Genomic DNA, 24,498 nt, shown 5'->3' with positions numbered 1-24,498 from the left:
TTAGCCAATGAAACCACAATTCTCACAATTGCATGTGTTGAGACACGACAAATGGTTGTTGTCGTGTCTCACTTGGATTCCTATTCTGTTAGCGCTGTTGATTTGGGGCGTTTTCTCAGCGGGCATCGCTCGAGATTTGCCTATCGGCGTGGTGGATAACGCACACAGCACACTCTCGAGAAAGCTAACTCAAATGCTGGATGCGTCATCCACGATGAGTGTCGACTATCAGTTTAGCGATGTACTGCAAGCCAAAAATGCCATGATCGAAGGAAAGGTTTATGCCTATGTCATCATTCCTGACCATTTCGATCGCGATATCTACCTGCAACGCGCACCACAAGTCTCGGTGTTTTATAACAGTCAATACATATTGATTGGCCGTTTGATCAATTCTGCCGTAGTGCAAGCCCAAGGCTTCTTTAATGCAGGCCTTGAGACCATGAAATCCTTGAGCCATGGCAATAGCACGGTACAAGGCGCTTTGGGGAACGCTGTCACCATTTCCACGCAAATCTCCCCCTTGTTTAACCAAAACACCAACTACGCACAGTTTTTGGTTTCTGCTGTCGTACCGGCGATTTGGCAAATCATGATCGTTGTCTGCTCCATTCTAATTCTCGCCGCCAATTTGCGTGTGTATGCGAGAAAACCGGAACATCTTGATCGATGGCTGGGTACTCAACCATTCAAAGTCATCAGCAAAACACTCGCGGCTTACCAGCCCATCTTCCTCTTGCATGGTTTTGCTTTCCTATTTTGGTTCTATTTCGTGCTTGATTGGCCATTCCAAGGCCATTTACTTCCGATCATGATCGCCCAGTTAGCCACCACCATCGCTTGTATGATCATGGGCGCATTCTTTTTCTTCATGACATTGGATGCAGCGCGAGCCATGAGTTTCGCCGGCGCGTTTACCGCCCCGAGCTTCGCGTTTATGGGCATTACTTTCCCAGTTTCAGACATGGGTTCATTGGCGCAATTTTGGCGTAGTTTGCTGCCGATCAGTCACTACATCGAAGTACAAGTCGCACAAGCCAGCTACGGGACGAGCGCGTTAACTTCGCTCACTCATTTGCTACCTATGGTCGGTTACGTGCTACCCGCCTTTTTGGCCGTGGTGCTTGCGCAACGCCATCTAAAGAAAACGGAGGCGACAAATGTCCCTGTTTGAGTTGTTCAAAGCGGAGATAAAAGCCCTTTTCACCAACCCGGTGGTGACACTCACCGTCTTTGGTGGTGTGGTTTTCTATTCATTCCTGTACCCGCTTCCGTACGCGAATCAAACCCCTCGGGAACAGACAATATCCGTCGTAAATCTCGACATGAGCGCCACGAGTCTCAAGCTGGAACGGATGGTCGATGCAACACCACAAGTGCATGTTGTCCGTCGCGACTACACGATTGAAGCGGCAAAACAAGCGTTCCTAGAGGGAAAAATCAGCGGCATATTGGTGATTCCAGAGCATTTCTATCGTGATTTGTTGCTTGGAAAAAGCCCGACACTCTCCTATGCAGGCGACGCCTCTTACTTTTTGGTCTATGGCACGGTGGTTGAAGGTCTGGCTCAAACCGGAGGTACTTTAGCTGCGCAAGTGAAAGTCTCCAAACTGATCATGGACGGTGTGCCCCTTTCGCTGGCGGCCAACCAATACAGTGCGGTAAAGCTAAATCTGAAACCCACCTTTAACCCAACCATGGGATACGTTGAGTATGTCGTGCCCGCGGTGTTTGTGCTGATCCTTCAGCAGACCTTAATCATGGCGGCGGGTTTGATGGTTGGCACGCAAAAACATGGTCACGGATATTGGACTAGCCAACCTCGTTGGAAGCTACTCGCTGTTAGAACTCTGGTATTGGTTGGTGTGTACTACCTTTTAAGTGCGTACTATTTTGGTGCCAGCTTTACCATGCATCAGGTCAACACTCTAGGCCACGCTACCCAGCTGTTGACGCTCTTGTTACCCTTCCTCATTGCGTCGTGTTTGGCTGGTTATTGGTTGGGCGAGCTACTGCCGCGAAGAGAGCTTGTCACCCTCGTGGTGCTGATTTGCTCAATGCCACTGATCTTCTTAGCAGGTTTCATTTGGCCTGTAGAGATGATACCAACACCGCTGCTATGGCTGGCACAACTGAGCCCAAGCACCAACGCGATCAAAGGATTCTTAGCCCTCAATCAAATGGGCGCAAGTTGGCAACAAATCGCCAACTATTGGAGCACCTTGTGGTTAGTGGCCGCGTTTTGGTTGGCACTTTGTCTCTTCCAAACCGTTCAACGACAACGAGCAGCTAAAAGACTGGCTTAACAGTCTAATACCCGACCATTGATATGCAAAAAGGCTCATTAATTTGAGCCTTTATCAATTATGAGACAGGTAAAGATCGAGTGAGTTAACACTTCTCACAGTAAAAACTTCGATCCATTGAGAATATCTATAAGTTATAAATCACACATAATGATAATAAGTAGAAGAGCGACCATTTTTATGGAAAAGGATATCCATTCATCGATTAGTCGTTTTAGCCAACTTATTGATTCTCTCTACCAAGCTCCTGTTCATCCTCGTGGATTCGAACCGTTTCTAGAGCAAATGGTGGACGAATTTCGTTTGGCCGACGCAGTCTTTTATATTCAATCAAGCTATCGCGGAGAGCTGGTATCAGGCTGGATGGCGGGACCTCAAATTGATGCGGTCCTCGAGTACATAGAATTAGATTTGGCCGAAGGCAATTTGGTAAACGACTTTGTCGCCGCTCAGCCTATAGGTCGTTTTTATTCACTCGATAAGCACATTGGAAAACAAGCTCATCTGACATCAAAAGAGCAAAAAGTAGAAGCGTGGTTCGATCGTCATGGCTTCTGTGATGTTGCTGCAGCCCTTGTTGGGCACGCTGATGGCAATATCGCTTTTTTGTCTGTACATCGGAACGAACGTGAAAAGCCATTAAGTGAAACAGACCTTTACTTAATGGAGATACTGGTACCCCATATTCAACGAGCCTTCACACTTTACCAACAGTTTAAAGCGTCTCAGAAATATACCGTCAACCTCACTCAGATCATTAGCCAACTGCCACACGCAGCCTTACTGTATGATAGTAAAGGTGCATTCGTCGCAGCGAACTACCGAGCAAAAGACCTTATCTCTCTACAAGAAAACCTGACGCTGCTACCTAGTGAGCTGAAGTTCCGAGACACTGAGAGAAAAAAGGAATTTATGCTTAATATTCAAGAAACACTGCATCATAGGAGCGCCAAAAATGATGATGCTTGTAAGGTGATGCATTTCATGTCACCTCGTGGCGGGTTGACTTTACTTTTTGTCGCCATAGGCTTAGAAGCTCAGACCATCCCCAAAGGATATCCTATTGCTCTTGAAGAAAAACAGCTCTTAGATGAAGGTATTGGTTGTATTGTCTATCTCTATGATCGTGAAAAAAGTGCCACATTAAACCCGACTCTCCTCAAACCAATCTTCAATTTTACCGACGCGGAGACTGAAGTTTGCCAACTGTTAGCACTCGGGTATAGCCGTGATGAAATCGCCCAGCTTAGCCATCGCTCACCACACACCATTAAAGATCACATTAAGTCCATTTACAGTAAAACTGGCACCGGAAAGCAATCTGATCTCATTGCAACCATCTTGACCAGTCCGGCACATACACCCTGACCAAACTAAATGATGGTCAGTCGACTGACTCACCGTATTTCGGCCAAGTACCCTCATCGCCATAAAAAATCCGAGTGTTTAAAAACACTCGGATTAAAAACACCGCTCTCAACACCCATTAACCACGGCGGGCTTTAATACGCTTCATCATTGTTAAACGACGCTCTGCTGCGGCTTGATCCGCTGGCTCATTAGCGTTGTTGCGACGGCCCTGACGGTTTTTGAATGACGGCTTTGAATTTAGTTTGTCGATGTAGGCGTCTCGATTCTTTGGCTCATAACCAGCAAGCTCAATACGACGAATGTGTTGCTTAATCAGGTTCTCTACCTGAACAACTGTTAACTCTTCTTCGCGATTGACGAAAGAGATAGCGTGGCCTTGTTTTCCAGCGCGACCAGTACGACCAATGCGATGAACGTAGTCTTCTGCCAAGAACGGCATATCGTAGTTGATCACGTGGGGCAGATCTTCAATGTCTAATCCACGAGCCGCAACGTCAGTCGCAACCATCACGCGAACTTTACCTTCTTTAAACTCTTCTAAGGCGCGGCGACGTGCGCTCTGCGCTTTGTCACCATGACAAACATTGGCTTTGATGCCATCAAGCTTGAGTTCTTTAACAATCTCATTCGCCGTTTCTTTGTAGTTAACAAATACCAACACTTGTTGCCAGTTTTTACGCCCAATCAACTCTGAAAGCAGCTCGGTTTTACGCTCCTGATCGACAGGATAAAGAACGTGGGCAACAGTATGAGCCGTGGTGTTTTCGCGCTCGACCGCAATACGTTTTGGCTTGCGAAGAATATCTTTGGACAATTCATTCAATTGGCTTGATGTGGTTGCTGAGAACATCATGATTTGTGGGTTGGTTTCAACATCCAACATGATCTTACGCACCGCGTTGATGAAGCCCATATCCAAAATACGGTCGGCTTCATCAAAGACGAGGAACTCGATATTCGCGACAGAGACATTGCCCGATTCAATGTGTTCTTCAAGACGACCAGGCGTGGCGACAAGAATATCCACACCGTTTTCGAGCATGCGCTCTTGGCTTGACATCTTGCGACCACCAAATATCGCGGCGACCGAAAGATCGGTGTATTTAGTGTAGGCTTTGATGTTATCAGCGATCTGTTCCGCCAGCTCACGAGTTGGAGCGAAAATAAGTGCACGCGCTGTTTTGCGCGACGCGGATTTTCCACTTTCCAGCAGCTGTTGAATCAAAGGTAGAGAGAAAGCCGCTGTTTTACCGGTTCCTGTTTGGGCGGTTGCAAAGATGTCGTGGCCACGACGTGCAACTGGAATGGCTTTTTGCTGAATTGGGGTTAGCTTTTCGTAACCGCACTCTTCGAGCGCTTTCACGACTTCCGGAGCAAAACCTTGAGATGCAAATGACATTGAGCGTTTCCTTAAACAGACAAAAAATGATCGCCGATACAAATGGCCGCACATTCTACATGAAAATGAGTGATATATCTCAATCTAGTGAAAATATTTTAGGATTTTGAAAAATACACTTTCCTGATTCTAAATGGTCCTGCAGCAAACGGGTCAAATTTGGCGCAATTCACCACCGCAGACACATTCTTCAACAATTATTCCGTACAAAAAAAACAGAACGACGAACGGTATGGTATTGATTATTGGTCAGACCTCATGGTTAAATTCGGCCCATAAAAAAACACGAAATATAAACACTATTTTTCGCTTACAGCCATTGTTTCCATTAAGTTTGTAGGAAATTTTAGATGTCCAAATGGCATTTGCTCGCATTGTCTATTTCACTGCCTTTTACCAGCGATGCGCTCGAGTATGATCTTTACAACCCAGAACATTTTAATCAACTGTGCAGCCAAAGTACGTCACAAACGGGAGATGACTTTCTCTGTTATGGCGCATTTTCACTCCCTGCGGGTGCGACTCTCATTGCTTCTAAGGCATCCAGCCTAGGTGTCACAGTGTCTGCCCACAGCGGTGTTAAGCTCCATGGCAACAACATGGTCGGCAGCCCAGAGAAGCGAATTTCTTTGAAAGCACTGTCAACGGGCATTTCGATTCTGCAACCCAATGGTGGCCTCCCTCCAACGACCTACCATCGCAGCCAGATATTCGGTGATCTACTTTCACAAAATTTCATTCACATGCGCAACGCCGAGGTTGATGGTGATGTTATCACTCAAGGCTTAGAGGTCATGACCGAAGGTGACCATAACATCGTCAATGGCAACGTTTTTGGCCACCACAAAGTCATTTTGAGAAACACCAACGTCTGCGGCAATGTTGAATCTCAGGGGCATGAAATATTACTCACATCGAACAAAGCCACTCACTACGTTGTCGGAAACATCACCTCGCTCAATAAGCTCGATCTCAGAAATATTGATGTGTATGGCCAAATATACTCGCCAGGGGCCAGTGGTCGGCTTGATCTGTCAGGCAGTGCGGTTTACGCGAACAAAGTGGCATTGAAAGTCCACCAAGACGGAACGGTGAAAAACGGGACCGTTTGTGGCGAAATCACCACGCACGAATCCAGAATCCACAATGTAAAAAACTATTGTGGTATCAGTGACCTTGGCTGTAACTACTCTAACCAAGGCTCAAACACCGCATGTCCGGTTCCCAAAACCCCGCCGCTTTGTGAAGTTAAGCCACCTGTAGATAATGATTATCAATTTGTCGTTGGTCCAGACAATGACATGGCGTTGATGTGTGGAGAAAACCTGCCTCAGTTCAATATTGTCACAACCAATAATGGGGAAGTGTCGAGCGTAGAGATGTTTACGGAGCTTTCCGAGCCTTCTTTGTTTGACGTTACGATTGTGAATAACATCGGCTCAGGTAACTATCCCACTTTCACCTCATCCAATGAGGGGCAACTGCGTCTACAGATTCGCCCCAAGAACCTTGATGCAATAAGGCTAGACAAGACCTATACGATGAGTCTGCACCCAATCGGTGAACCCGGTAAAAAGAAAACCGTCCGTTTCCTTTTCACTCCATACATGTTCGAGCCTTACGAACCCAGTTCTGGTAAGGCTATTTCTGAACTCTCTTTGGTTGCTGCAAAACCAGAGCCGTTGGGCTTTCGACTGCTTGCCTGCAGTGACAATTTACAGCCTAGGATTGCGACCAGCTATCAAGGCACGCCAAATGTCACTCACACCGTCACTACACCATCGAAAGCTGCGGGTGGCTTAGACGGAACGATGCTCTACCAACCCAGTTTCAGCCAAGGGAAAAGTGAATCGCCGATTTCCTTATCTGAGTCAGGTATCTTTACCCTGAATATCCAAGATTCTTTTTCTTGTGCAGGCTTCGCTGAATGTCCCTCTTCGGGCAAAAAAATGGTCTCTGGTAACCTATCGATTAAAGTTCGCCCATGGACGCTGGCTATCTGCCCTGCTGCTCACGCTCTAGAGTCGGGTACGTCCCAAGGTGGCAATCGATTTATGCCTTCGGGCGAGACCTTTTCACTCAACGTCAAACCAATTCATTGGCTTGAAAATGGCAGTGTCACTCAAGCGATTAATACCGAGGCACTTTGTTCCACCGGTATCACACGCAACTTCTATCATTCTCAAGCACCCGCTGCACGAGTCCTACTGAGTAGCCGTCAAGCCACTCCGTATGAAACCGCTGCAACGCAAACCACACTGTTAGAGAGCGCATCTGGCCTCGATAAACTGCATCACCAAATCAACAATGGTTCGTATCTCTATAACGATTTGCTGTGGCGAGAAGTCGGCAGTTTGAGAGTGCAAGCGGATGTCTCGAACACTTACTTAGGTATGAAGGTGAACCAAGGCTATCGCAACATCGGTCGCTTTTACCCGAAATATTTCAAAGCTTTCAACCAGCACTGGGATTACCCGGGTAACCAACCGTTCGCCTACATGAATCAGCCCTTTGATCAGGTATGGGTAGAGGTTGCGCCGCTCAACAGCCAGAAACAACATGTGGCCAACTATCACCATTTTGCCACCAAAGCGCATTTTGAACTGGCGGAGTTAGGGCATCATTTAGATCGTTTTATCTCGCCTCCAATTCAGACTCCGCTGTGGTATGAACACGAACAAAAAAGCGTAGGGCGTTTTACCATCCCCAAGGGAAACGCCTGTCAAGATAGTGCTTGCTGGGTCAAAGATGCGATTTCAGAACGGTATCCGGATGGGCCATACAATACCTATTCAGATTCTGAGACCAGTAAAATTGGGTTGGTGTACCTGCAAAATGCGGATCCAATCGAACACTTTGATGATAGCCATATTTTATCGGAACAACCGGACGTACGTTTCGGAAGATTGAGATTCGAAGATGTTGGGGGCTATCAGGGTCAGACGATCGTCGTCCCGCTAGATGTTCAATACTGGCGAGCGGGTCAGTTTGTGGAAAACAAACACGACCACTTCACGCTTGCTGATGGCGCAAAACACTATCAACAACCTATCTGGTCGCACAGTTTAGAAAACAACGCTTATCTAGCAGGAATCGGCAAGATGCACTTCGGCAATACGGATGGAATCAAGGCCACACAGAAAATTCCCGCTCGTGAACAGATTCGCTTTTGGTTGGATCTAACCGTTAGTCAAAACAATCTCCCTTGGTTGCAATACAACTGGGATACGCAGAGTGAAGGAGAAGAAGACCCTTCTACCGTTGTTACATTTGGCATTCACCGTGGCCATGACAAAATCATTTTTCGCGGCGAATCTAACCTTACGGGAACGCTGTAAGCAGAGTCAATTATCACGCTGGATCGCACTAGCCGTCACTCATAACGAAAAAAAGCCAGTGAGCTTCCTCACTGGCTTTACGGAATCACACTGGTTTAGTGGAAAACGAGTAGAATGCTCACTTATTGAATATTGGCGAGCTTGAGTAAAATCGCCTCCAGCTCATCCCACGGCATCAACTGAGAATCGATCACCTCAATACGAGATTCAAACCCTTCAAGACTCATTTGGTTCACTGAGACCACACCATTTGCAACGTTAAACGCGAAACAACCTTGATTCGTATTAACCACCGCTTTGACACGCTCAGCAGTCAACGCTGAAAACATCGAGAAAAGCTGGTCAAAATCAAACCGATATTCCGCACCTATTAACCAACCGCAGCTGTGGTATCCCTGTCCTCGGTTTTCTTTGCGCACATAGGCTTTGCCCGGCGCCAATTCAAACTGCGGCTCCATTTCAGCATGATGATGGTGATGCGCTTCAATGTGGGTCGACGCGCTACCATGCACACGTTCGATATCCAACACTTCAACAGGCAGTTGACCATCGTGGATGAGCTTACTGAACACTTTTGCCGGTGTTTGGTCTGTAACCCAAGCATTAAACACATCGATATCATGCGATGTAGAGAGATCCACTTTGCTGCCAATCACCACATCGGCGGAATCGAGCTGATCATTAAAGTTTTGATTACCAGTGTATTTTTCATCACTCAAGTTTCTCGGGTCCACCAGTGCTATCGTCGCTTTAAGATCCACATATGGTTCATACTGAGCGGAGGTTAAGGTGGCGATGACCTGTTTAGGATGACCAAGGCCTGTTGGCTCAATAAGCAGGCGATCCGGTTTTTGGCGTAACAAGGTATTAATACCAACGCTCATCGGTACCCCAGCCGTACAGCACATACAACCTCCAGGGACTTCCTTGATCAACGCGCCACTGTCAGTCATCATTGCGCCATCAATACCAATCTCACCGAACTCATTGACCAGAACCGCCCATTTTTCGTCTGCGGGTTTCTCTTTCAATAGACTAAGGATGGCCGTGGTTTTCCCTACACCAAGAAAACCGGTGATAATATTCGTTGGAACCCTGTTGTTCATTCTTGTCTCCACAATGCCATCGCGTTATGAACGGTATTGTACTTTTCCTTAATGAAACCTCAACAACAGAAACGCTCAAAGCTCAGTTCCCCTATGGCATTGATTGTCGCTTCTTTACAATAGGTAGGGGTTATTTCTCGATTGACCGTTAAGCGACCAGTAAAAAGCCTCGCGATTGCGAGGCTTTTAGCATTTACCCATCCAGATTTATCTGCTCAATCAGTTCCGCCTGAACCCGCTCGGCATCTTCAATATTGATCTGACACGTACCTGCTGCCTGATGCCCACCACCACCGTACTTCAGCATCAACTCACCGACGTTCGTTTTGGAGCCACGGTCGAAAATCGATTTACCCGTCGCGAACACCACGTTTTGCTTCTGAAATCCCCACATTTTGTGGATCGAAATATTGCACTCAGGAAACAGAGCATAAATGATGAAGCGATTACCAGCGTAGATGGTTTCTTCATTGGTTAAATCCAGTAACACTAGGTTCTTGTGAACTGTGGCACAACGTTGGACCTGCTCTTTAAACTTCGTTTCGTGCTCGCGGTATAAATCAATACGTTCTTTAACATCTGGCAGGTCTAGAATTTGCTCAATGGTATGGTTTTTACAGTAGTCAATGAGATCCATCATCAGGCTGTAGTTTGAAATACGAAATTCTTTGAAACGCCCTAGACCAGTACGTGCATCCATTAGGAAATTGAGTAAGTTCCACCCTTTCGAGTCTAAGACATCGTCGCGGCTAAACTGAGCAGAATCACCTTTGTCTACCGCTTCCATCATTTCCATCCACTCAACGGGGAACACCGAGGTGCCACCATAGTAATCCCACACCACTCGCGCGGCAGATGGCGCATTAGGATTGATAATATGATTAGCATGACGGCCGCGATTGCGAATGGTTTCGGAGAGATGGTGGTCGAAAACAAGGTGAGCTTCAGCAACATAGGGCAAGTTGGTGACAATATCGTTTTCAGTGATTTCGATAAGGCCATCTTGCATATCTTTGGGATGCACAAACTTGATCTCATCAATCAAATCTTGTTGTTTTAATAAAACCGCACAAACCAAGCCGTCAAAATCACTGCGAGTTACCAAACGGAATTTTTGTTGTGACATTTACATTTCCTTTGCCAATGATGAGTTGCGATACGATAACCGCAGAATGAAAAGTGGCGCAACAAACCTATTAATATCAATGGTAAAAATCGGAGCTTCACCACTTTGAAGCTACTCTAAGCGTAGTCGAGCGTGCGCTAAGTTCCAAATCACTCAACTCGCTTTCTCACCTGTTCCACTTTGTTCGGGATCGAACTGGCGATTTAAGCGAATCAATGTGCGGTTAAACAGCCGAGCAATTTGCGCGATGGTCTGACTATCTTGTTCAACCCCACTCGCTTCAATCCACTGCTGTAACTGGGCAAAATCATAAAAATATCCGGTATATTCAGGATGAGCGCGCAATATGGGTTTAATTTTTTGCAATGCACTTTGCGCCAGTTGATACGGTATGGTACGCACCTCGGCTAAGGAGCGAGCAAACACACCTCGCGCAACCCCTTCTAAATAGACTCGGTATGTAGTGAGCTCATCGATAAGCAAAAACAGTTGCGCATCCACGCCAAAATGAGGATATGGCACACTGATATGATCGGCCACGCGATAGCTAATGGAAAGCTCAGCCCCTTGCTCTGCACACCGCTCGCGTAATACACGCAACAAACCTTGCTCGTCCATCAATTGCTGAATTTCAAAAATGCGTTTGAGGTGGTAGTCGTTTGAAACAAAGGTAACATGAAGTGCTGAGCCCGCTGTACATTCGCCACTTTCAAGCAGCACTTTAGAGACTTCAAAGATATTCTCGACGGTACTGGTCGAACGCTCTTCTAACAACACATTTTCTGCCCGAAAGCGCACATGTCGCTCGGCGCACAGCTGGCAGAAATAATCGTACATCGCTTTGGCTTCTGAGACCGTTTGACCTTGTGTGACTCCACCGCAAAAAGCAATAGATGTGGTCAGCGCCAGCCGACCAACCGCCAGAGCGTCGACCAAAGCCTCTACACGACTGCGCCCTTCAGCGGTTAACGTGTCATTAAACAGCCTCTTACCTAATACAATGATCAGTGGTTTTTCGGCCTTTATTAACAGATCTCTCGTTTTGCTCACTCGACTCTCATCTTCTACTGTACTTTTACCTAAACTGACGTTATTTTCACCGCAACGAAATTAATTAACAAAATTTCAACATACATATCCAAGTTCAACTGGTACAACTCACTGCTTCATCCATACTTATTAGCAGGTTGTCAGATAGGAAGTTATTATGCTGTCTATTTTTGAAATTTTTAAGATCGGTGTTGGCCCTTCAAGCTCCCATACCAATGGTCCCATGATTGCGGGTTACCAGTTTACGCAATTATTGGGCGATGATCTTGATAAAGTGCAACGAATTCAAGTCGATCTCTACGGTTCTTTATCACTAACTGGCCGTGGCCATCACACGGACCGAGCGGTGATTCTCGGACTGCTTGGTAATCGTCCCGATACCATTCGTATTAGCAGTGCCAATCAAGCAATGCGCCAAGCGATTCAGGAAGGCCAACTATCTCTGCGTGGTGAACGTTTTGTTGAGTTCGATTTTGCCAGCGATATTCTTTTCCATACCGAGAATTTGCCTCTGCACGAAAATGGCATGACCATCAGTGCGTTCGACGAAACCAATCAACGTATCCACTTTGAAACCTACTACTCGATTGGTGGAGGCTTTATTGCGACCGAAGATGAACTTAAAAATGGCAAGAAAGAATCCGCTGTGAAGGTGGATTTCCCCTTTAGAAATGCCGATGAAATGCTAGAAATGGCAGAAAAGAACGGGCTTAGCCTCGGTGGAATGGTGCTGCGTAACGAGCAAATGTTCCACGATATGGAGACCATCGATGCCAAAGCCGAGCAGATTTGGAAAGTGATGAGCCTGTGCATGAAGCGCGGTTTTGAGACCGAAGGCATTCTTGATGGTGGTTTAAATGTGACTCGCCGTGCGCCGAACTTGTTGAAAAAACTCGAAGCCAATGCCGCGATTGAAAACGATCCGATGGAAATCATGGATTGGATTAACCTGTTCGCATTCGCCGTCAGCGAGGAAAACGCGGCAGGCGGACAAGTGGTCACCTCCCCAACCAACGGTGCAGCGGGTGTGATTCCAGCGGTGCTAATGTACTACCACAAGTTCATCAAAGAGCTCGATACCAAACAATTGAAAGACTTCCTTGCTGTGTCTGGCGCCATTGGCATTTTATACAAAACCAATGCTTCGATTTCAGGAGCGGAAGTGGGCTGCCAAGGTGAAATTGGTGTTTCCTCCTCAATGGCTGCGGCGGGATTGACCGCATTACGGGGTGGCAGCAACGAGCAAATTTGCATTGCCGCAGAAATCGCGATGGAACATTCACTCGGCATGACGTGCGATCCGATTGGCGGCTTGGTTCAAGTGCCGTGTATTGAACGCAATGCGATGGGCGCAATGAAAGCGATAAACGCTTCGCGTATGGCCTTAAAGCGCACAAGTAAGTGCCTCATCTCATTAGATAAAGTGATCGAAACCATGTACCAAACGGGCAAAGATATGAATAAAAAATATCGAGAAACCTCGCTCGGCGGTTTGGCTCTGATTCACATGGCGCCTCCGTGTGAATAGCCCGTTATTTCATCAAACTGATTAAACAACCATCGCAAAGGGTAGCGCTGCTGCCCTTTCGTTGTATGGCTTACGCATAAACTCAATGCCCCCTCTATTCTTCCCTTTTTCTGCTCGCTTTTGCTTACCAGTACCAACACATTTGTGAAATTTAACAAAAATCTACCATTAATTTCATCTGGCGAACATTATCCCAATCATCGCATTTGATTTAGAACAACCCATTAGTTAAGCAATCGTTTGTCATTAGAATATGTAGTGAATAGCTTTTACTTTGCACGAAAACTGTTTCAAGATATTACAACTCAAAAATCTACAACATATCCAGTTATAACCACTGCATATCAATCAACATTGAGCAATAAATTATGTGGAATAAACTCAATAAATCGATGATGTTCTGCCAAATGATGTTTGGCTTGTCATTTTACGGCGTGCTCGTTAGCTTAACGCGCTTTTTCTTAGAGGATCTGAATTACAACGAAGCCGATACGATGATGATCGTTGGCGCATTCTCTGCCATCGGTCCCCTGTTTGCGATTGCGGGTGGCTTTATCGCTGATAAGTTTTTAGGCGCATATCGTTCATTGACTATCGCATTCCTTGCGTTTTCTTCCGGCTATGTGCTGTTAATATTTGGTGCTTCCACCAGCAATGTACCCCTTTCAATGTGTGGCATCGCGTTGGCCAGCTATGGCCGAGGCTTGATGTCGCCATCCTACCCAAGCCTGTACAAGCGCACTTTCAACTCTCAAGAAGATTTTGAAAAGGGCTACCCGATCAACTATTCCGTCAACAACGTCGGTGCTTTTTTGGGTCAATACCTCTTCCCAATGTTGGTGCTGGTGATAGGCTTTAACGGCAGTTTCGTCATTTCAGCCGTGATGGCGGCAGCAGCGCTGGTCACCTTGATTATATTCCGCAAAGACTTGGTGGGTGTTGCCACGGATTTGGACAGACGGTCTGTAAGTTTTAGCAACTGGCTCTTCTTCGCTGTGATTTCTGCAGCCATGATTGCGTTGGTGTTCTTCATGTTCTCAAACATGGCGATTGGCCAAAACATCGTTTACGCCATTGGCGGCGCAGCCATCCTCTACTTCATCTCTTTGATGTTTAAAGTGAGCAAGTCAGAGTCGTTGAAGATGGGCACCATCTTAATCGTGACCTTCCTGACCACATGTTTCTTCGTCTACTACGGTCAGATGATGACATCGATGAACATGGTGGCGATCAATACGCTAAAAGGCGACCTCTTTGGTTTCATTCCACTTGAGCCAGAAGCGGCCATGGCGATGAACCCATTGTGGTGTATGGTGGGTGGTCCTATCGTGGCAGGTTTCTTTGCAATGCTAGAGAAGCGCAACATCTTCCTCTCAACAGCAACAAAGATTGCTTTGGCATTTGTTTTAACCGCCATTGCCTTTGGTATCCTGACCTTCGCAGTCATCAATATCAGTGAAGATGTGATCATCCTACCGGAGATTTTCCTCGCGATTCACTTCTTCCAAGCGATTGCTGAAGTTATCGTGGGCTCCATGGTGGTGGCGTTTATCCTATCGGTTGCACCAAAACACATTGAGAACTTCTCTGTCAGCTTGTTCTCTGTGGCGCTTGCGCTCAGTGGCATCGTTGGCGCGGTATTCTCTACTTCTATCGCCCTAGAGAAAGGTCAAGCAATTACGCAAGAGATCGTGCAAACGGTTTATGGTGATTACTTCCAACTGCTCACCGTATTAGCGGTTGTCATGGTGGGTGTGGCGCTGGCCGCCTCTTGGGTGATTCGTAAGATGCTGGATGCAGCAAAAGAGAGCGAGCAGCCTGAAGTACTGGTCGAAGCTGAAATGCAAGGTTAATCACTGACGCATTCTAAACGAATCAAGCCCGCATTTTTGCGGGCTTTTTGATCGTACGATGCCATCATTCGTTCTTCGCGTTTGAGTCGTTTATCTCGCAAGACCTTGCAGTAGCCCTTGAGTGATCGCGTGGCGATATTTATTGAGATAATCGATGTCATTCAGATAGGCCAAGTGATGGCCTTGTGCGATATTTTCTGCGAACTGCGCATTGCCTTCACTGGCTTGAGTTCGCATGTAATCCACCAGCGCGGTCAGCCTTAACGTCATGGTTTCAACCAGTTCTTCTCGCTGTAAACGACTGCATTCATAGGCATCACAAAATATCCGTGCGCGGTTAATTTGCTCTTCTAGACTGCCAAGCTTATCTGTTTCATCCGTTTTAAACGGTGCCCAGCCATAAACCGCAAAGGCAATGTCCCAAATTCTTGGCGCTGGGTGCGCGGTATCAAAATCAAACACGCCCACCACCACCTCTTCATCCAGCACAACGTTGTAAGGCATAAAGTCACCGTGGCAGATCACCTCTGCAGGCTGCCTTGCTGGTAGCATCCAGTGTAGGTTCTCATGCGAATGTAAACTGAGAAAAGATTGTGATGCGTCATGCAGTTGCTTGAGTAATCGACCCGCAGATTTAAGCGCATTAATGCTGGTAATCCGACCACTGAGCGGATAGTTATAGCAATCGCCTTTGAGATAACTGACGCTCTCGGTAGCCGATTCCAAATCAAAAGGAAGCGGGCAAGCATGGAACCCATAATGATGGAGATGGCGTAATAATTTATGAATGGTAGGCGTTGCGGCACTGACGGGACGAATTACACAATTTCCTTGACGAAAAACGGCGCCATCGCGGCCACCCTTTAGCTCTTCCATAACTCTAACTCCCTGATGGCATTGAACCGAATGTAACTTGCGCTAAATTTGTCTCACATGGTATCAGTGAACAAGATGAGCCTTACAATCAATAGACGCCAAGTTACAGCGGATATCTCACCCGTTTTTGCAACAATCTGTAAGCCAGTTGTCCTTAATGACACTAATAAACAGCGGGCAGAGAAAATCGGTGGTACGACTGTTTGGCTCACCCACCCAATTGCGCGCAAGATTCAATGCAAATCGCATCATGACGCCAATATTCAATCGCGCAATCCACTAACTCACCCTGTTGGTTGTAGTTGATGCGCTCTACCACCATAGCTAGTGTCCCAGAAGTTGCGCGTAGCGCCTGCGCCATCTCTCCGAACAAGGTACTGGTAGAAATACGGTAGCGCGTTTTCTGATAGCGGACCCCAAAGTGCTCACGATAGATATCCGTCAGTGAGTTCGATAAATCGTGGTCTAACAGATTGGCAAACAACTCAGGGCGAACATAGTTTGTGACGTACACCACCGGGCGATCTTCAAGATAACGCACACGATCAACACGCAGCACATCCGAAAATGGCTGAAGATTAAGCAAGCGAGCCGCCGCTTTGTTGGCTAACATCGCTTTTGCGCCGAGCAGTTGTGTTTTCGGCACTCGATTCTGCGCTAACGCCATATTGGTAAAGTTCAGAGTTTGCATTGGGTCGTAACGCAACGGCAAAGGCGAGATAAACCAACCTCGGCGGTCTTCGCGATAGATACGCCCTTCGGCCTCCAAAAGTGATAGCGCCTCACGCAACGTAACACGAGTAGTATCGAATGACTCGGCCAATTTTCGCTCGGCGGGCAACTTCTGTCTTGGGGCCAACATGCCCTCTTCAATTTGCTCGACTATCGCCTCTTTAATCTTTACGTATTGCACGACGTTTTCGTTCCTTTTTCCAAATCAAACAGCCATCTGCAGTATTCCGCCACCGCAGAGCATAACAGTAGCCGTCAGAAAAAACTGATAGGCAGATAAAAGTCCAGCTCGAACGCTTCACTTTCATTGACAAAATGATTGCTGTGATAGTGCACATAGGCGGGCGTTGAGCGCAGTTTGAAACCGGAGCCTGGTAACCATTTTTCCAGCACCATGCTGATTTGAGGCAACAATTCACCATACACCCCATGCAGACGAAACACCGCGTGCAAACCACCTGGAATCACCATTTGATTCACCACTCCCCGATATTTCAAAGGCTTATCTATCGCGATACACGCCACATAACGGCACTTATCCAACTCAACCCACGCTGGATTGGAATGGTGCAAGCCAAATTGCACCTCAAATGAGCGCCCTTCACTGTTTGCCCACGCTTTGAGGATCAGCCACGCATTTTTGATCGATCGGTTATACCCCACATGGCGCACATACGCTGCCATCCGTTCAGGCACCTCGGTAATTTTCGGTTCGGGTAAGGTACGTTTCGCCACACGATGATAACCCGCAGCCACCTCGGGATCCTTCAAATAGGGTTTGTCGGAGATGTGTAAATCGTGATAACGCCACTCTCCGGGTGCCATTGAGAATGTCGCTTTGAACGCTCGGCTAAACGAAGAGACCGAGCTAAAACCGCATTTGTTGGCAATATCGAGTACCGATGAGCGCGTATCAAACATCAATTGATTGGCTGCGTACTCCATTCTAGTGCGCCGAATATATTGATGAATGGACTCCCCGACCACCTGTTTAAACACACGATGAAAATGCTGCTCAGAGTAAGCAGCCACATCGGCCAGTGCTTTGGCAGACAGTTCACGACTGATGTCTTGATGAATGAAGTAAAGAACGTCATTGATACGGGATATGTGCTGCTGGCTCATCAACGAAAATAGCATAAATGGACATATTCAAGAGCATAAATGGACATTTCACAAAACTCAACCCCATGTACTATCAGTCGAATAAACAAAATAAAAGACAGACAGGAAACACAATGGAAATCGCTCGTTCGTTACAACAAATTCAATCGTCCTATATTCGCGAAATCCTCGCTGCTGCGAGCGATCCTAGTGTCATTTCTCTTGCGGGTGGTTTGCCTGATGAGCAAACTTTCCCGATCGAGTTAATGAAACCGACATTGGAAAAACTCTCGGAAATGCCGCAAGTATTCCAATACGGTGCCACAGCGGGTTACGCCCCGCTGCTTAACTTTCTAAAAACCTACATGTCGCTGCCTGAAACGCACATGGCAATGGCGTGTACCGGTTCACAGCAAGGGCTCGACCTCATCGCTCGCGCTTATATTAACCCGGGCGACACTGTGGTGATGGAAGCGCCAAGCTATCTTGGTGCGATGCAAGTGTTTGGCCTTGTCAGTGCCAACATTGCCACGGTTTCTCAAACCGAAGAAGGGCCCAATCTTGACGAACTTGAAGCGTGTTTTAAGCAACATTCGCCAAAAATGTTCTACGCCGTACCTGATTTTCACAACCCAACGGGCGTGTGTTGGTCACTCGAAACGCGCAAACAGGTCGCCAAACTGTGTATCGAGCACAAAGTGGCATTTATTGAAGATGCGCCATACCGCGAGCTTCGCTTCCAAGGTGAAGCACTGCCGCTGGTTTCAGATTTCTGCCCGCAAGATTCTATTGTGCTTCGTTCGTTTTCAAAGATCGCCTCTCCGGGTCTACGCATTGGTATCGTGACAGGCAAAGTCAGCTACCTAGAACCGTTGATCAAAGTAAAACAAGGGGCCGATCTTCATTCCAGCGTGCCGATGCAAGCGTTACTGCTTGGTTTGCTGGAGCATGAAAAATTCCCAGAGCATATGGAAAAAATCCGCGCGCTATACCAATCTCGCTACCAAGTGTTGGCAGAGGCGCTGCAAACGCAGTTGCCTGAAAACTGTCAGTTGAAATCGGTCGATGGCGGTATGTTTGTGTGGGTAACGCTACCAGAGTGCGATACGTTCGCACTGGCTAAGTCACTACTCGGCAATGGTGTTGCAGTGGTCCCTAGCCCGGTGTTTTATCCTGCGGGACAAAAAGCGCAAGCCGCGCTGCGTCTCAACTTCACCAATGCCACGCCAGAACAGTTAAAAGAAGCCGTGACGCGATTGGCGGAAGGTCTTAAACTGGCCTTGGTTTAAGAACAGAAAGATCGAGACTAAACCGCCTACGGGCGGTTTTTTCATCGTCGTCGTAATGGGTGTGAGGAACATTGTGGCTACAAAAAACCGATTAATTCGCTATCTCAGTATCGATGCAGAAACGCTGTTCCAGCGGGAAGAGGCATTGATCAAACAGGTACAGGCTGGTGAACTCGATCAAGTGCTGTTGCTCTGGCAAGTAAAGCACCCCACGCTTGTGCTACCCGCGGGTAATAAATGGCCACAAACCGAACATTTGCGCGCTGAATTGGCTAAGCTTGGCTGGAAACTGGCGGCACGAAAAACCGGTGGAGCGCCTGTGCCACAGGTGCCGGGCATTATTAACCTCTCGCACCTTTACCACTGGCCGCAAGATCAAGCTTATGACATCCGCTCAGCCTATCTGAAGCTGTGTGATACTCTGCGCGGCTTTTTTCAGCAATATGGCTTAGAGGCTGATGTTCATGCCACACCGGGTTCTTATTGTGATGGTGACTACAATCTCAACATTGCTGGGCAAAAAATTGTGGGTACTGCACAACGTGTGCTGCTGAAAAAATCAGGAGGACAAATCATCCTTGCTCAAGCGTGCTTATTGATCGATGCCGATATGGCCGAGATAGTCAAACCCGTGCAATTATGTAACCAGCTGAGCAATCATAATGCGGAGATCCTTGCCGATGTGCATACGCCGTTGTTTGAGCAAATAGCACAAAGGCCTTCCATCGACCACATTATGCAATCTCTGACCAAGGCCTTCTTAACGCACACCTAAGCTTTACGCAAACAGGATTTCTTTCAGTTCATGCAAAGAGGCAACCGTGTAATTTGGCACGATATCGTCGTCTGCTTGACTTTGAGGATGTTGCAACCAACAGGTTTCAATACCAAAATTTAGTCCGCCTAGAATGTCAGAGTGAAGGTTGTCGCCCACCATCAGAATTTTGCTTTTGCATGGTAATCCTGCCACTTGCAGCGCGTGGTCAAAAATGGCGAGATCCGGTTTGGCAACGCCCACTTGTTCTGAGATCACCACTTTGTCGAAATAGGCGCTCATTCCGGTGCGCTCTAAACGTACTGCCTGCAATTCAGTAAAACCATTGGTGATGATGCCCATCTTCACTTTGCCGTGCAGTGCTTCCATTAGTTCTCGCGCACCTGGCAGCAAAGTACAAATATCGGCCATGGCATCGAGAAACGCTGAGTTAAGCTCTAAAGTCGTGGTGTCGAGTCTTTTCGCCCAATCAGCAAAACGTCGATGCTTGATCTCTTCTGCGGTGATCTTGCCATCTTGGTAGTCTACCCAAAGTGGCTTGTTGACGGTTTGATACTCTTGAAAGTCCTCTTGCGTGAAATCCACCCCTTTACGGGCAAACATCAATTGCATGCCTTTAAAGGCATCAAAGTGAAAAAGGGTTTCGTCTGCATCAAACCAGATCCATTCGTATTTCATTGTTTTACTTCCACAACCAACTCATTTTTCGCTAGTTTATACCCAAGTAACCTCAAGATGCGAGTTTCAGCGAACGTTTACCGGGATTCGGCTACTGACACGTTCTGACAGCAAAGAGAGCTAATGTGAGTTCGACTATCACACAACAGGAGAATCTCTCATGGAACAAGTTATCGAGTTAGTAAGCTACACGTTAGTGGAAGGGGCAACAGAGCAGGACATCGTTACAGCGACAGAACAAAGCCATCGGTTTATCGCTACTCTGCCCGGTTTTCTTTATCGCTCGCTAAGTCACGACAGCACCACGAATCGTTGGACAGACATTGTTTACTGGCAAACAATGGACGATGCCAAGAATGCTGGTGAACAGTTTATGGCTTGCCCTGATTGCCAACCATTGATGGGGTTGATCGAACAGCCATCATTAGTGATGCAGCATCAGTTGATCAAAATGAGTTCATGCAGCACTCAGTGATCGACCAGCATCACTTAACCCAGTTTGTTTAATTTAGGAACACCATGAGTAAATCGGAACGACTATTTGAACTGCTCACCCTATTACGCTCAAAGCGTTACGCAGTCACCGCCAAGCAACTTGCCGAAACAATGGAAGTGAGCGAGCGGACGATTTATCGTGACATTCAATCACTGATTCACTCTGGTGTTCCCATTCAAGGAGAAGCGGGCGTTGGCTACTTACTCCAAAGTGGTTCTCACCTGCCACCGCTGATGTTTACTGAAAAAGAGATGATGGCACTGGAACTTGGTATGCGAATGGTGCGAGCTTGGTCAGATGCAGAATTGGCCGACGCGTCGCGCTCCGCCTCCATCAAGATTCTTTCGGTCCTGCCGGATAAACTCAAACAGCAAGTGGAAGATTTTCCTCTCATTGTGCCAGAGTTTCATACCTATTCAGAAACCGCAAAGCGCGGGCAACTGCTGCGACACGCGATTGAACATCACTTTAAGGTCAGCCTCGATTATCAAGATGAAAACGGCCAAACCACTGAACGTAAAATCCAACCTCTTGGCCAGTTCTTTTGGGGCAAGGTTTGGACGCTGGTCGCCTGGTGCGAACTTCGCCAAGATTACCGTCAGTTTCGCCTCGACCGAATCCAAGCGCTGCGTATGCACGATGAAGAGTTTGAGACAACCGCAAGCAAATCGCTCAAGCACTATCTAGCGCAATACGAACCAAAGGATTGATAGCGAACAACCAACCTGAGCGTTTTTCGCATCAACGGTGTCGATAACGTGTTCGCGCTACTTGTCTAACCGTCTAATCAGTTTCGCTGGGGTGCCCCCATACAAACAGTCTGGCGGGACATCATGATTGACGACCGAATTTGCAGCGATGACGGAACGAGCTCCAATGGTGACCCCCTGATTGATAACGCAATTTCCACCAATCCAAACATCATCTTCTACAACAATCGGTTTGCAGAAGGTTTCCCACTGGCGGCGGCTTCGGTAATCAAGAGAATGAGAAGCGGTATAAAACTGGCAACTCGGGCCAATTAACACGTGGCTGCCGATCGTAATGTGCGCCCCATCCAGCATCACAACATTCATGTTGATGAACGTTTCCTCACCAATAGAGATGGTTTTGCCAAATTCACACATAAATGGTGGCTGGATATAACTGTTGCCCATGCTGGCAAAGAGCTGTTTTTGCAGTGTGATGCGTTGTTCTGTTTCCGTTGCTGCGTTGATCTCTTTCAATAACACCGCAGCACGATTGCGAATCGCATCAATTTCCGCATCCGCGCCATCAAAGATTTGCCCGGAATTCATTTTTTCAAATTCAGTCATCGGATACACCTCATCCTAAGTGACGAAAAATACTCATCCATCCTAACCACAAGTCAAAAAGAAAAAAGAGAAAAGCCTTCACTTTTCTCTTCCGCTTTAACGAGTTATTTGGGTCGTTTGGATTTAAACGATTTCCCAACTGTGGCTCATTTCCACTCCTGCACCGAGCATCAAGCACACAGAACAATATTTTTCGAGAGAGTCCGCCGCCACTTTTGCCACGATCGCTTCATCAAGCTGTTCACCCGAAACGACGAAATGGATGTTCACTGCGGTAAAAATTCGTGGAGCGGTTTCACGACGTTCAGTGGTCAGTTTTGCGTTCACAGAACTCACTTTTTGACCTGCCGTCTTCAGACCGTCTACCACATCAACAGAGCTACAACCACCCGCAGCCATTAGCACCATTTCCATAGGGCTTGGCGCCGTTGCACCACCATTTCCGTCCATAACAACGGAATGTCCTGACTGCGAGGTACCCAAAAATTTAAAATCTTCTACCCACTTAACTTCTGCTTGCATGGCTTCTATTCTCAACATTGACCATTAGTGGCTCTACTCTAGCCAGCTAAAACCGGATAGCAACGGAAAATTGCATTTCTAGGAAATTTTTTTGTCCTTTGGCCTTTCTTGTTACGTATGTTCTCAATAAATTCCATTGAGGTAGTAATGAAAAAACTCAGCAAATTACTCATTTCCGCAGCCATTGCGCTGCCACTTATGTTCACTCTGCTCGCCAAAGTCGGCGTTGCCGATACCATGGACAAAACCGCACCAAACTTGGCATCCTTGCCAGTAGCAACGTTAGCTGGAGGTTGTTTCTGGTGTACTGAATCAGACCTTGAAAAACTGAATGGGGTGTATGATGTAGTGTCTGGTTATTCGGGTGGCGAGATGGCGAATCCGACTTATCGACAAGTCTCCTCGGGTAAAACGGGTCACATTGAAGTGATTCAATTCCGCTACGATCCCAACGTTGTCAGCTATGAAGCGGTGTTAGATTACTTCCTACGCCATATTGACCCTACCGACGATAAAGGCTCATTTGTCGATCGAGGTCCACAATATCGCCCTGCTATTTTTTATCATACTGCCGAGCAAAAACAGATTGCGGAGCGGTTTCTTAAAGAAGTCGATGAGGCGAAGATCTACCCAAAACCAATTAAAACGGAACTGATTGAGTACACAGCGTTTTATCCCGCGGAGCAATACCATCAGGACTACTACAAAAAAAGTAGCTTGAAATACAAGTATTACCGCCACGCCTCTGGTCGTGATCAGTATCTCGATAAAGTCTTTGGCAATGATCGCGTCGAGCAACCCAAAACACTGCGTCAGTTGATTGATGAGAAAACACTGACGAAAAACGCCAAAACCTACTCGCGCCCATCAGACAAAGAGATCAAAGCACAACTAACAGATTTACAATATTACGTCACACAGAAAGAAGGCACTGAAAGACCCTTTAACAACGAATATTGGGATAACAAAGAGGCGGGTATCTATGTCGATATTGTCTCTGGTGAGCCACTCTTTTCTTCAACGGACAAGTATAAATCCGGCACAGGTTGGCCAAGTTTTACCAAACCGATTAGCTCGGCTTACATTGTCACCAAAACCGACTACAAACTGCTTTACCCACGCACAGAAGTGCGAAGCAAGTTTGCGGATTCGCACTTAGGCCATGTCTTTGACGATGGACCCGCACCAACCGGATTGCGTTATTGTATGAATTCAGCGGCCATGAAATTCGTTCCTGTGGCTCAAATGGAGAAAATGGGTTACGGCGAGTATTTAACCCTGTTCCAATAACAAGGTCGATTTTCTGTTTATTCTCCAATGAGGGGCACATTTTGTGTCCCGCATTTTCTTTTCAATTTGTCTCATACCTACAAACTGTGATTTCAAACTGGATTTTACCAATTTTCTGGTTTAAGGTTCACTCATTGCAAACAACCTTGTTGCACATCACTTTCCCAAATGTGTTCCGCGAGAGGTAAGGCAGTTGTTTCAACACCCTCTTTCTCACTTCATTGCGGAACCTTTCTCTTCAATCTCAAAAATCAATAGATCGACGACCTATTATTAAATTGATTGCTTGCAGCATAGATTTTTTTAATAATTCCTGCTCAAAAATGATAAAAATTAAAGCACT

The 24,498-nt window shown here is 46.8% G+C and carries 21 protein-coding genes; 11 read left to right on the top strand and 10 right to left on the bottom strand.

Going from position 1 to position 24,498, the window contains the following annotated elements; genetic code table 11:
* Positions 1-7 precede the first annotated feature (7 nt).
* The 3 genes from LZU85_RS03055 to LZU85_RS03045 all read left to right on the top strand — a co-directional run bounded on the left by LZU85_RS03055 (position 8) and on the right by LZU85_RS03045 (position 3,674).
* On the top strand, positions 8-1,174 hold the full coding sequence (locus LZU85_RS03055) for an ABC transporter permease (protein ID WP_237286335.1): 1,167 nt from the start codon (positions 8-10) through the stop codon (positions 1,172-1,174).
* Positions 1,161-2,306: an ABC transporter permease gene (locus LZU85_RS03050; protein WP_237286334.1), complete on the top strand. Its 1,146-nt coding sequence runs from the start codon at positions 1,161-1,163 to the stop codon at positions 2,304-2,306. The genes LZU85_RS03055 and LZU85_RS03050 overlap by 14 nt, the downstream gene beginning before the upstream one ends.
* A gap of 180 nt (positions 2,307-2,486) precedes the next feature.
* On the top strand, positions 2,487-3,674 hold the full coding sequence (locus LZU85_RS03045) for a helix-turn-helix transcriptional regulator (protein ID WP_176297176.1): 1,188 nt from the start codon (positions 2,487-2,489) through the stop codon (positions 3,672-3,674).
* Between the two features lie 118 nt (positions 3,675-3,792).
* On the opposite strand, the gene LZU85_RS03040 is transcribed toward LZU85_RS03045, so the two are convergent.
* A complete protein-coding gene (locus LZU85_RS03040) occupies positions 3,793-5,076 on the bottom strand; it encodes a DEAD/DEAH box helicase (protein ID WP_176297175.1) in 1,284 nt (427 codons plus the stop codon).
* A 350-nt stretch (positions 5,077-5,426) separates the two neighbouring features.
* Here LZU85_RS03040 and LZU85_RS03035 point away from each other — a divergent pair, with 350 nt between their 5' ends.
* Positions 5,427-8,414, top strand: coding sequence for a DUF6701 domain-containing protein (locus LZU85_RS03035; RefSeq protein ID WP_237286333.1), 2,988 nt, complete (start codon positions 5,427-5,429; stop codon positions 8,412-8,414).
* A gap of 122 nt (positions 8,415-8,536) precedes the next feature.
* Here LZU85_RS03035 and LZU85_RS03030 read toward each other — a convergent pair whose 3' ends face one another.
* From LZU85_RS03030 to LZU85_RS03020, 3 genes are all read right to left on the bottom strand, one after another.
* Positions 8,537-9,520 carry a CobW family GTP-binding protein gene (locus LZU85_RS03030; RefSeq protein WP_237286332.1) on the bottom strand — a complete coding sequence of 328 codons (984 nt, stop codon included), beginning with the start codon at positions 9,518-9,520 and terminating at the stop codon, positions 8,537-8,539.
* Positions 9,521-9,713: 193 nt separating this feature from the next.
* Positions 9,714-10,646: an exopolyphosphatase gene (locus LZU85_RS03025; RefSeq protein WP_176297172.1), complete on the bottom strand. Its 933-nt coding sequence runs from the start codon at positions 10,644-10,646 to the stop codon at positions 9,714-9,716.
* Between the two features lie 153 nt (positions 10,647-10,799).
* A complete protein-coding gene (locus tag LZU85_RS03020; RefSeq protein WP_237286331.1) occupies positions 10,800-11,696 on the bottom strand; it encodes a YdcF family protein in 897 nt (298 codons plus the stop codon).
* Positions 11,697-11,853: 157 nt separating this feature from the next.
* Here LZU85_RS03020 and LZU85_RS03015 point away from each other — a divergent pair, with 157 nt between their 5' ends.
* Both LZU85_RS03015 and LZU85_RS03010 read left to right on the top strand, forming a co-directional pair.
* The gene (locus tag LZU85_RS03015) at positions 11,854-13,224 is read left to right on the top strand and encodes an L-serine ammonia-lyase (RefSeq protein WP_176297171.1); all 1,371 of its coding nucleotides are present in this window, start codon (positions 11,854-11,856) and stop codon (positions 13,222-13,224) included.
* Between the two features lie 368 nt (positions 13,225-13,592).
* Positions 13,593-15,077 carry a peptide MFS transporter gene (locus LZU85_RS03010; protein ID WP_237286330.1) on the top strand — a complete coding sequence of 495 codons (1,485 nt, stop codon included), beginning with the start codon at positions 13,593-13,595 and terminating at the stop codon, positions 15,075-15,077.
* A gap of 90 nt (positions 15,078-15,167) precedes the next feature.
* Here LZU85_RS03010 and LZU85_RS03005 read toward each other — a convergent pair whose 3' ends face one another.
* From LZU85_RS03005 to LZU85_RS02995, 3 genes are all read right to left on the bottom strand, one after another.
* Positions 15,168-15,953, bottom strand: a complete 786-nt coding sequence (locus tag LZU85_RS03005) for a phosphotransferase enzyme family protein (protein WP_237286329.1) — start codon at positions 15,951-15,953, stop codon at positions 15,168-15,170.
* A gap of 208 nt (positions 15,954-16,161) precedes the next feature.
* On the bottom strand, positions 16,162-16,866 hold the full coding sequence (gene phnR, locus LZU85_RS03000; RefSeq protein WP_237286328.1) for a phosphonate utilization transcriptional regulator PhnR: 705 nt from the start codon (positions 16,864-16,866) through the stop codon (positions 16,162-16,164).
* Between the two features lie 74 nt (positions 16,867-16,940).
* Positions 16,941-17,810, bottom strand: a complete 870-nt coding sequence (locus tag LZU85_RS02995; protein ID WP_237286483.1) for an AraC family transcriptional regulator — start codon at positions 17,808-17,810, stop codon at positions 16,941-16,943.
* 113 nt (positions 17,811-17,923) lie between these two features.
* Here LZU85_RS02995 and LZU85_RS02990 point away from each other — a divergent pair, with 113 nt between their 5' ends.
* Positions 17,924-19,078 (top strand): aminotransferase-like domain-containing protein, encoded by a 1,155-nt coding sequence (locus LZU85_RS02990; protein WP_237286327.1) that lies wholly within the window; start codon positions 17,924-17,926, stop codon positions 19,076-19,078.
* Between the two features lie 55 nt (positions 19,079-19,133).
* Positions 19,134-19,853, top strand: coding sequence for a lipoate--protein ligase family protein (locus LZU85_RS02985; protein ID WP_237286326.1), 720 nt, complete (start codon positions 19,134-19,136; stop codon positions 19,851-19,853).
* 3 nt (positions 19,854-19,856) lie between these two features.
* Here LZU85_RS02985 and yjjG read toward each other — a convergent pair whose 3' ends face one another.
* Positions 19,857-20,531 (bottom strand): pyrimidine 5'-nucleotidase, encoded by a 675-nt coding sequence (gene yjjG / locus LZU85_RS02980; protein WP_176297157.1) that lies wholly within the window; start codon positions 20,529-20,531, stop codon positions 19,857-19,859.
* Positions 20,532-20,691: 160 nt separating this feature from the next.
* Between yjjG and LZU85_RS02975 the strand changes: the two genes are divergently transcribed.
* Both LZU85_RS02975 and LZU85_RS02970 read left to right on the top strand, forming a co-directional pair.
* Complete coding sequence (locus tag LZU85_RS02975; RefSeq protein WP_011082494.1) at positions 20,692-21,006, top strand: hypothetical protein; 315 nt, start codon at positions 20,692-20,694, stop codon at positions 21,004-21,006.
* A gap of 44 nt (positions 21,007-21,050) precedes the next feature.
* Positions 21,051-21,737 carry a helix-turn-helix transcriptional regulator gene (locus LZU85_RS02970; RefSeq protein WP_176297156.1) on the top strand — a complete coding sequence of 229 codons (687 nt, stop codon included), beginning with the start codon at positions 21,051-21,053 and terminating at the stop codon, positions 21,735-21,737.
* 57 nt (positions 21,738-21,794) lie between these two features.
* On the opposite strand, the gene LZU85_RS02965 is transcribed toward LZU85_RS02970, so the two are convergent.
* Both LZU85_RS02965 and LZU85_RS02960 read right to left on the bottom strand, forming a co-directional pair.
* Positions 21,795-22,343 carry a sugar O-acetyltransferase gene (locus LZU85_RS02965; protein ID WP_015727642.1) on the bottom strand — a complete coding sequence of 183 codons (549 nt, stop codon included), beginning with the start codon at positions 22,341-22,343 and terminating at the stop codon, positions 21,795-21,797.
* A 123-nt stretch (positions 22,344-22,466) separates the two neighbouring features.
* Complete coding sequence (locus LZU85_RS02960) at positions 22,467-22,865, bottom strand: OsmC family protein (protein WP_047111874.1); 399 nt, start codon at positions 22,863-22,865, stop codon at positions 22,467-22,469.
* Between the two features lie 147 nt (positions 22,866-23,012).
* Here LZU85_RS02960 and msrB point away from each other — a divergent pair, with 147 nt between their 5' ends.
* Positions 23,013-24,155 carry a peptide-methionine (R)-S-oxide reductase MsrB gene (msrB, locus tag LZU85_RS02955; RefSeq protein WP_237286325.1) on the top strand — a complete coding sequence of 381 codons (1,143 nt, stop codon included), beginning with the start codon at positions 23,013-23,015 and terminating at the stop codon, positions 24,153-24,155.
* Positions 24,156-24,498 lie beyond the last annotated feature (343 nt).

The organism is Vibrio floridensis (assembly GCF_021852965.1).
Classification (GTDB): Bacteria; Pseudomonadota; Gammaproteobacteria; order Enterobacterales; family Vibrionaceae; genus Vibrio; species Vibrio floridensis.
Note: the sequence above shows the minus strand (reverse complement) of the source record. Positions and strands in the feature narration are given on the sequence as shown.

Bases quoted from the DNA above. Each gene is read 5' to 3' on its own strand.
- LZU85_RS03005 (WP_237286329.1), bottom strand. From the start codon at position 15,953: ATGGAAGAGCTAAAGGGTGGCCGCGATGGCGCCGTTTTTCGTCAAGGA.
- LZU85_RS03035 (WP_237286333.1), top strand. From the start codon at position 5,427: ATGTCCAAATGGCATTTGCTCGCATTGTCTATTTCACTGCCTTTTACC.
- LZU85_RS03030 (WP_237286332.1), bottom strand. From the start codon at position 9,520: ATGAACAACAGGGTTCCAACGAATATTATCACCGGTTTTCTTGGTGTA.
- LZU85_RS02960 (WP_047111874.1), bottom strand. From the start codon at position 22,865: ATGCAAGCAGAAGTTAAGTGGGTAGAAGATTTTAAATTTTTGGGTACC.
- LZU85_RS02985 (WP_237286326.1), top strand. From the start codon at position 19,134: ATGGGTGTGAGGAACATTGTGGCTACAAAAAACCGATTAATTCGCTAT.
- LZU85_RS02965 (WP_015727642.1), bottom strand. From the start codon at position 22,343: ATGACTGAATTTGAAAAAATGAATTCCGGGCAAATCTTTGATGGCGCG.
- yjjG (WP_176297157.1), bottom strand. From the start codon at position 20,531: ATGAAATACGAATGGATCTGGTTTGATGCAGACGAAACCCTTTTTCAC.
- LZU85_RS02975 (WP_011082494.1), top strand. From the start codon at position 20,692: ATGGAACAAGTTATCGAGTTAGTAAGCTACACGTTAGTGGAAGGGGCA.
- LZU85_RS03015 (WP_176297171.1), top strand. From the start codon at position 11,854: ATGCTGTCTATTTTTGAAATTTTTAAGATCGGTGTTGGCCCTTCAAGC.
- msrB (WP_237286325.1), top strand. From the start codon at position 23,013: ATGAAAAAACTCAGCAAATTACTCATTTCCGCAGCCATTGCGCTGCCA.
- LZU85_RS02990 (WP_237286327.1), top strand. From the start codon at position 17,924: ATGGAAATCGCTCGTTCGTTACAACAAATTCAATCGTCCTATATTCGC.
- LZU85_RS03025 (WP_176297172.1), bottom strand. From the start codon at position 10,646: ATGTCACAACAAAAATTCCGTTTGGTAACTCGCAGTGATTTTGACGGC.
- LZU85_RS02970 (WP_176297156.1), top strand. From the start codon at position 21,051: ATGAGTAAATCGGAACGACTATTTGAACTGCTCACCCTATTACGCTCA.
- LZU85_RS03040 (WP_176297175.1), bottom strand. From the start codon at position 5,076: ATGTCATTTGCATCTCAAGGTTTTGCTCCGGAAGTCGTGAAAGCGCTC.
- LZU85_RS03050 (WP_237286334.1), top strand. From the start codon at position 1,161: ATGTCCCTGTTTGAGTTGTTCAAAGCGGAGATAAAAGCCCTTTTCACC.
- LZU85_RS02995 (WP_237286483.1), bottom strand. From the start codon at position 17,810: ATGAGCCAGCAGCACATATCCCGTATCAATGACGTTCTTTACTTCATT.
- LZU85_RS03010 (WP_237286330.1), top strand. From the start codon at position 13,593: ATGTGGAATAAACTCAATAAATCGATGATGTTCTGCCAAATGATGTTT.
- LZU85_RS03055 (WP_237286335.1), top strand. From the start codon at position 8: ATGAAACCACAATTCTCACAATTGCATGTGTTGAGACACGACAAATGG.
- LZU85_RS03045 (WP_176297176.1), top strand. From the start codon at position 2,487: ATGGAAAAGGATATCCATTCATCGATTAGTCGTTTTAGCCAACTTATT.